This is a genomic window from Mesorhizobium sp. P2_D1, from assembly GCF_056404455.1.
This window is the reverse complement of record NZ_JBFUDZ010000013.1, coordinates 127,756-134,082: the sequence shown is the minus strand read 5'-3', so window position 1 is coordinate 134,082 and position 6,327 is coordinate 127,756. Positions and strand designations below refer to the sequence as shown.

Here is a 6,327-nt window from a genome sequence, read left to right as displayed (position 1 = left end):
GGATCACATTATCGACCGAAACTTGCTTGTACATGGAGCGGGCGAGCGCCACGTCCTCGAAGATCGGGATGTTGTGTTCCCGCGCGATCTCGCGGATTTTCAGCGCCACCAGATCCTGCCCCTTGGCCAGCACGATCGGCGCCGAATCCTCGTCACGCACATATTTCAGCGCAATCGAGAAGTGGGTTGGGTTGGCGATGATCAGCGTCGCGCGCGGCACCGCCGTCATCATCCGTTTGCGCGCCCGGTCGCGCGCCAGCGAGCGCAGCCGCGACTTGACGATCGGGTCACCCTCGGACTGCTTGAACTCGTCCTTGACCTCCTGCTTGCTCATGCGCAGGTCCTGCTTCCAGTGGAAGCGCGACCAGACGATGTCGACCGCCGCGATCAGCCCCATGACGAAGACGATCGCCACCAGGATGTCGACGGCGATGCCACGGATGACGAGGCCGAACGCAACTGGATTGGTAATCATGCCGGCGAGCAGTTTGCGGTGGTCTTCCGACAGCGTGAAGCTCAGCACGACAATGGCGAAACCAACCTTGCCGAGAGACTTCAGGAACTCGACCCAACCCTGAATGCCGAACAGCCTGTTCCAGCCCTTGGCAATCGAGATGCGCGAGAGTTGCGGCCGGATCCGCTCGCCGACGAATTGCGGCATGTTCTGGAACACCGAGGCGCCGACACCGGCAACGCTCAACAGCACCAGCAGGCTGACGACGGCGCGGCCCACCTCCAGGAGGACGATCTTGTAGAGCGCGATGACGTCGGTCTCGGTGTCCATCGGCCAGGCTTCCGGCTTCTCCAGGAACATCGACAGAAACATGCCGAGATCGATGATGGCGTCCTTGGCGTAGAAGACAGTGAACACCAGTATGGCGACGAAGGATGCCAGCAGCGCCGTTTCCCGCGAATGGGGCAGCTTGCCCTGTTCGATGGTGTCGCGGATCTTCTTTTCCGTCGCCTCTTCGGTTTTAGAATCCTTGTCGACCGTGTCAGCCATGTCGCGTTCTTAGGCGGCGTTCTGGGTCGAGGGAAGTTCGAAGGCGCCTTCGCGCGACAGCCGGATCGTCGTCGACACGATCGACTTGCGCGCTGCCATGATGTCGGCAAGGGCGACGCCCTCCGACCCTTGTCCGAGCTCGGCTTCGATCATGCGCCGCGACCGCGCACCGATCGCCGACAGCGCCGCCTCGGCAAGCGCGGCCGAAGTGCCGCGCAAGGCCAGCGTGACCAGTTCGGTCGACAGCCCGTCGAACAGCAGCACCCGCGCTTTCTGGGTCAGCAGCGGCAAATCGTCGAAGGCGAACAGGCGAGCGCGGACGCCGTCGAGATCGGGCGTGCCGGCGGCCTCCAGGTCCTGCATGACCTCCTCGAGCAGCGGCTTGTCCAGTTCGTTGAGAACGCTGGCGACGCGCGCCTGCCCGGCCGAAGTGTCCTTGGTCGAGGTTTCCGTCAGCACGCTGCTGCGCAGCCGGTTTTCGACGATCCTGGTGGCGGCGTCCGGAACATTGGCCATCGTCACCATGCGCTTGATGATTTCGCCGCGCGTGGGCTTGGTCAGCGTCAGGAGCACGCTCGCCGCCGCTTGCGGCGCCAGCTTCGACAGCACCATGGCCGCGGTCTGCGGATGTTCGCCGGCCAGAAAGGCGCCAAGCCGCGCCGGTTCGAGCTTTTCGAGCTCGGGCCAGATCGGCAGCGGAGCTTCCGGCGCGACTTCGAATTTCTTGTCGCCCATGATCGCGCTCATCTCTTCGGGCGAGAGCGATTCATTGAGGATGGTGTCCATCCTGTCGGCCGAATCGAGCAACCCCGCCCCTTCGGTGAACTCGGCTTCGAACTCGGCGACGATCCGCTCGAGATCGCTTTGCGGGATGGTCCGCAGCAGCCGGGCGCCCTCGATCAGCGCCTTCAATTCTTCCTGCTTGAAGAATTTCAAGAGACGGCTGGCCGACGGTTTGCCCATCGCCACCAGTATGGCGGCCGCCTTTTGCGCGCGGGTCAAGGTCACCGGCGTCGTCATGCCTCTCGCCTCCGCTGCCACCGGCAAGCACCGCAATCCATGTCTAGGCGCCCTTCGTGCCGGCGATGATTTCGGTCAGCCTGATGCCGAAGCGCGACGGATCGCTTTCCAGCACGGTGATCTCGCCGCGTGCGATCTTGCGGCCGTTGACCACGACGTCGACAGGTTCGCCGATGCGCCGGTTGAGCCCCACCGTCGACCCCTTCTGCAGCGCCATCAGGTCGGAGACCGGCATCTCCGTGCTGCCGAGGATGATCTGGACATCGACGGGGATGTTCATGATGACGCTCGAATTGGCACCGGAAGCGGCCCGGAACGCCGCATCCGGGCGCTGCTCCTCTTCATGCAGGACCCCGCGCAATTCTTCGATGGCGCGGTCGAGCTGCTCGTCGGGCTGGTCGAGGTYGGCTTCCGCCTTGGTCTGGGCCATGAATCGTCTCCAAATGCTCAGGCGCGTCCGGCGGCAGCCGGCATCAGCCCGTCGATAAAATCCTGCCCGGCATCGTAAGGATGCCTGATTCGGACGGTGTAATTCTGACCCAGTTTGCCGAACTCGCATACGAACAGGGTCTTGCCGCGCGCGCTGAGACGCGCCTGCGACCGTGCCGTTTCCTCGAATTCGATGACCTGGCCGATTTCGAAATCGGCAAGGTCGCCGAGTGTCAGTCGTGCAAGCGGCATGGTGGCCTCTAGTGCCACCGTGGATCGCATCACTTCTTCCGAAAAGCGCGCGCGCCAGCTGGCGCTGTGATCGTCCTGGCTGACACCGGCGGCGCTGTCGCGGCTGGCCAGCACGATACGCTGCGGCATCGTCACCGTGACGGTGCCGCTATCGGCCGGCGTCGAGATGCCAAAGACGATGCGGACTGCAGCGCCGTCGCGCAGCACGTGCCGTTTGGCTTCGGTGCCCGACGTCGCCCGCGACACGGGCAGGCGCAGATCGAGCGAGCGCCGTCCAGATCCGTTCAGGGCCTGTGCGACCTGCTGGAACACCATGGTCGAGACATCGATCTCGATCTGCGACAGATCGCGCTCGATAGGCGATGCCGGCATCTCCGGGTCGCCGCCGAACAACGTACAGACCGTGATCGCGATCGCCGGCGCATCGATCACCACGGTCATGGCATCGGACGACGTGGCTGATGCGACGATGGTCATGGCAAACGTATCGCCGGCATGCGAGCGCGCCTCCGCGACGCGGCTGATCTCGACGGCCCGGAGATCGACGGTGACCGGAACGCCAAGCTCACTGGTCAGGCTCTTCTGCAGCAGCGGCGCGGCGCGCTCGGCCATGCCCCGGCCGGTGCCGATGACCTGGGCGGCCTCGCCGCTGTCGCCAACCAGGCGCTCGATGATCAGCGAGCGGGYTTCCGAGGGGCTTCCCGGGCTTGTCATGACAATGCTGGGACCGATCTCTGGCGCATCGCTCAGGCAGCCTTCTTCTCGGCAGTGCCGGTGTTCATCGTGCTCTGCTCGACGGCGTCGATCGTCGGCCGCTCATAGGACGAGATGGTCTTGCGGCCAAACTCGATCGCCACCTGCGGCAGTGCGCCGTTCATGTAGGCCAGCAGTGTCTGCTTGACGATGATGTAGAGGCGGTTGTTCTTCTCGCGCACGGTCTTGATCTTGGTGGCGACCGGCCCGACCACCGCATAGGACAGGAAGATGCCGAGGAAGGTGCCGACAAGGGCCGCGCCAATCAGGCCGCCGAGGATTTCCGGCGACTGGTCGAGCGCGCCCATCGCCTTGACCACGCCAAGCACGGCGGCGACGATGCCGAGCGCGGGCAGGCCGTCGCCGACCGCCACCATCGCGTGATAAGCCTTCATCTTGTCGGACTTGATGGTCTGGATTTCCTCGTCCATCAGCGCCTCGATCTCGTGCGAGCGGGCATTGCCGATGATGATGATGCGGCAGTAATCGCAGATGAAATTCATCAAATCGTGGTTCTTGAGCACGGTCGGAAAGGCCTGGAAGATCGCCGATTCCTCCGGATTGTCGATATGCGCCTCGACCTCGCTGCGCGATTTCGAGCGCAGCTCGCGCATCAAGCTGTGCAGCACGCCGAGCGTTTCGAGGTAGTTCTGTTCCTTTGGCACCGCCTGCTTGAACGCCTCGAGGATGGCCTTGCCGGTATCCTTGACCGTCTTCATCGGATTGGCGACCAGAAACGTGCCGAACGCGGCGCCGCAGATGACCACGGCTTCCCACGGCTGGACCAGCACATGAAGATGGCCGCCCATGGCCATGAAGCCGCCAAGGACGCAGCCGAGCGTCACCACCAGTCCAATCAGAATGCCCACAACAGGTCCTTCCGCATTTCACTTCGGAAGCAAGGGATAGCCCCCGTGCCTTGTGTGAGGCTTGAATCGAAGCCGCTGGATTGGATTCAGTTTCGCGCAAGGAAGTGGGGATATTGTGCCGGCATAGCTTCGGCCGGAGGCACGTCTTTGCTTAATACCTTTACCAGCTACCAGCTCATTACCAAGGACATCTCGAAATCGCTCGACAGGATCGAGCAGCAGCCCGTCGTTGACCGCGATACCAAATATTATCTCGCCAACATCACCAAGGTGAAATCGATCGACGATTTCGTCAAAAATGACCGATTGTTCAAATATGCCATGAAGGCCTACGGGCTCGAGAACATGGACTACGCCAAGGCCTTCATGGTCAAGGCGTTGAAGGAAGGCGTCTCCGATCCCAACAGCTTTGCCAACAAGTTGACCGACAAGCGCTACGCCGAGTTTGTCAGCGCCTTCAACTTCGCCGCCAACGGCGCCGATGCGACCATCTACAACAAGACGCAGCAGATGGTGACCAAGAATTACGCCACGCAGGCGGCAATCGCCGGCCTCGATCCGAACTCAGACTATGTGAAGGGCGAGACGACATATTATCTCGCCAACATCACCAAGGTGAAGTCGATCGACGACCTGATGTCGAACAACCGGCTCTACACCTACGCCCTCGCGTCATTCGGCCTCGACGCGGCGACGCAGAACAAGGATCTCATCAAGCGGGTTCTGCAGGGCGGCGTCCGCGACCCCGACAGCGTCGCCAACAAGATGACGGACAAGACCTACGCAGCACTCGCCTCGGCTTTCAATTTCGAAGCCAATGGCGAGAACGCCACCACCATCGTTTCGGCGCAGCAGCCGACCGTCGACAAGTACATGCGCCAGACGCTCGAAGAGGATGCCGGCAACACCAACCAGGGCGTGCGGCTGGCGCTTTACTTCGACCGCAAGGCGCCGACCATCACCAGCTGGTACGACGTGCTGGCTGACACCGCCCTTGCCAGCGTCGTGCGCACCGCGCTCGGGCTGCCCGATTCCTTCGCCACCGCCAACATCGACAAGCAGGCGCAGCTCTTCGAGCAGAAACTCGACATCTCGAATTTCACCGATCCCGAGAAGCTCGGCAAGTTCCTGACCCGCTTCACCAGCATGTACGAGATAAACAACCCGACCTCATCGGCGGTCAGCTCGGCCAGCGTGCTGTTTGCCCAGCCGATCACGGTCGGCATCTCCACCGACCTGATGATGGCCATGCAGAAATTGAGGTTCTGAGACCATCATGCGGGACAGCCTGTACGTCGCCCTTTCCTCGCAGATCGCGCTCGAGCGTCGCCTCGACACGATCGCCGACAACGTCGCCAATGCCTCGACGATCGGCTTTCGCGCCACCGGCGTGAAATTCGAGGATGTCGTCTCCGGCACCGGGCCGAAGTCGGTATCCTTCGCGTCTTCAGGCAAGACCTATCTTTCCGGCGCGCACGGCGCCTTGACCGAGACCGGAAATCCGTTCGATTTCGCCGTCCAGGGCGATGCCTGGTTCGCCATCGATACGCCGGTCGGCACCGTCATGACCCGCGACGGGCGCTTTTCGATGAACGAGAATGGCGAGCTCATGTCGATCGAGGGCCACCCGGTGCTCGACGCCGGCGGTGCGCCGATCCAGCTCGACCCCCGCAACGGTCCGCCCAAAGCCGGGGCCGACGGTTCGCTGCGCCAGAACGATCAGCTTGTCGGCTCCATCGGCCTCTACAATTTCGATCCGGGCGAGAATTTCGTCCGCTACGGCAATTCAGGCATCATTCCGGCGCGCACGCCGGAGCCGGTCACCGATCGCTCCGATACCGGCATCGCCCAGGGTTTTCTCGAAGAATCCAACGTCAATCCGGTGCTGGAGATCACCCGGCTGATCCAGGTGCAGCGCGCGTTCGAAAACACCGCGGCCCTGATGCGGCAGACCGACTCCTCCACCGACGAGGCGATCAAGACGCTCGGCTCGAAATAGTC

The 6,327-nt window shown here is 62.7% G+C and carries 7 protein-coding genes; 2 read left to right on the top strand and 5 right to left on the bottom strand.

What is annotated here, in order from left to right; genetic code table 11:
• The 5 genes from flhB to motA all read right to left on the bottom strand — a co-directional run.
• On the bottom strand, window positions 1–1,003 hold a 1,003-nt coding region (gene flhB, locus AC1D0I_RS12660; RefSeq protein ID WP_477395429.1), incomplete at its 3' end, for a flagellar type III secretion system protein FlhB.
• Between the two features lie 9 nt (window positions 1,004–1,012).
• Window positions 1,013–2,023: a flagellar motor switch protein FliG gene (locus AC1D0I_RS12655; protein WP_457151605.1), complete on the bottom strand. Its 1,011-nt coding sequence runs from the start codon at window positions 2,021–2,023 to the stop codon at window positions 1,013–1,015.
• Window positions 2,024–2,066: 43 nt separating this feature from the next.
• Complete coding sequence (gene fliN / locus AC1D0I_RS12650; protein ID WP_477395427.1) at window positions 2,067–2,453, bottom strand: flagellar motor switch protein FliN; 387 nt, start codon at window positions 2,451–2,453, stop codon at window positions 2,067–2,069.
• Between the two features lie 17 nt (window positions 2,454–2,470).
• The gene (locus tag AC1D0I_RS12645) at window positions 2,471–3,418 is read right to left on the bottom strand and encodes a FliM/FliN family flagellar motor switch protein (protein WP_477395425.1); all 948 of its coding nucleotides are present in this window, start codon (window positions 3,416–3,418) and stop codon (window positions 2,471–2,473) included.
• Between the two features lie 32 nt (window positions 3,419–3,450).
• Window positions 3,451–4,326 carry a flagellar motor stator protein MotA gene (gene motA, locus AC1D0I_RS12640; protein ID WP_095084502.1) on the bottom strand — a complete coding sequence of 292 codons (876 nt, stop codon included), beginning with the start codon at window positions 4,324–4,326 and terminating at the stop codon, window positions 3,451–3,453.
• 147 nt (window positions 4,327–4,473) lie between these two features.
• Here motA and AC1D0I_RS12635 point away from each other — a divergent pair, with 147 nt between their 5' ends.
• Window positions 4,474–5,595, top strand: a complete 1,122-nt coding sequence (locus AC1D0I_RS12635; RefSeq protein ID WP_477395424.1) for a DUF1217 domain-containing protein — start codon at window positions 4,474–4,476, stop codon at window positions 5,593–5,595.
• A 7-nt stretch (window positions 5,596–5,602) separates the two neighbouring features.
• A complete protein-coding gene (gene flgF / locus AC1D0I_RS12630) occupies window positions 5,603–6,325 on the top strand; it encodes a flagellar basal-body rod protein FlgF (protein WP_477395422.1) in 723 nt (240 codons plus the stop codon).
• Window positions 6,326–6,327: the final 2 nt, after the last annotated feature.

Bases quoted from the DNA above. Each gene is read 5' to 3' on its own strand.
- AC1D0I_RS12655 (WP_457151605.1), bottom strand. From the start codon at position 2,023: ATGACGACGCCGGTGACCTTGACCCGCGCGCAAAAGGCGGCCGCCATA.
- flgF (WP_477395422.1), top strand. From the start codon at position 5,603: ATGCGGGACAGCCTGTACGTCGCCCTTTCCTCGCAGATCGCGCTCGAG.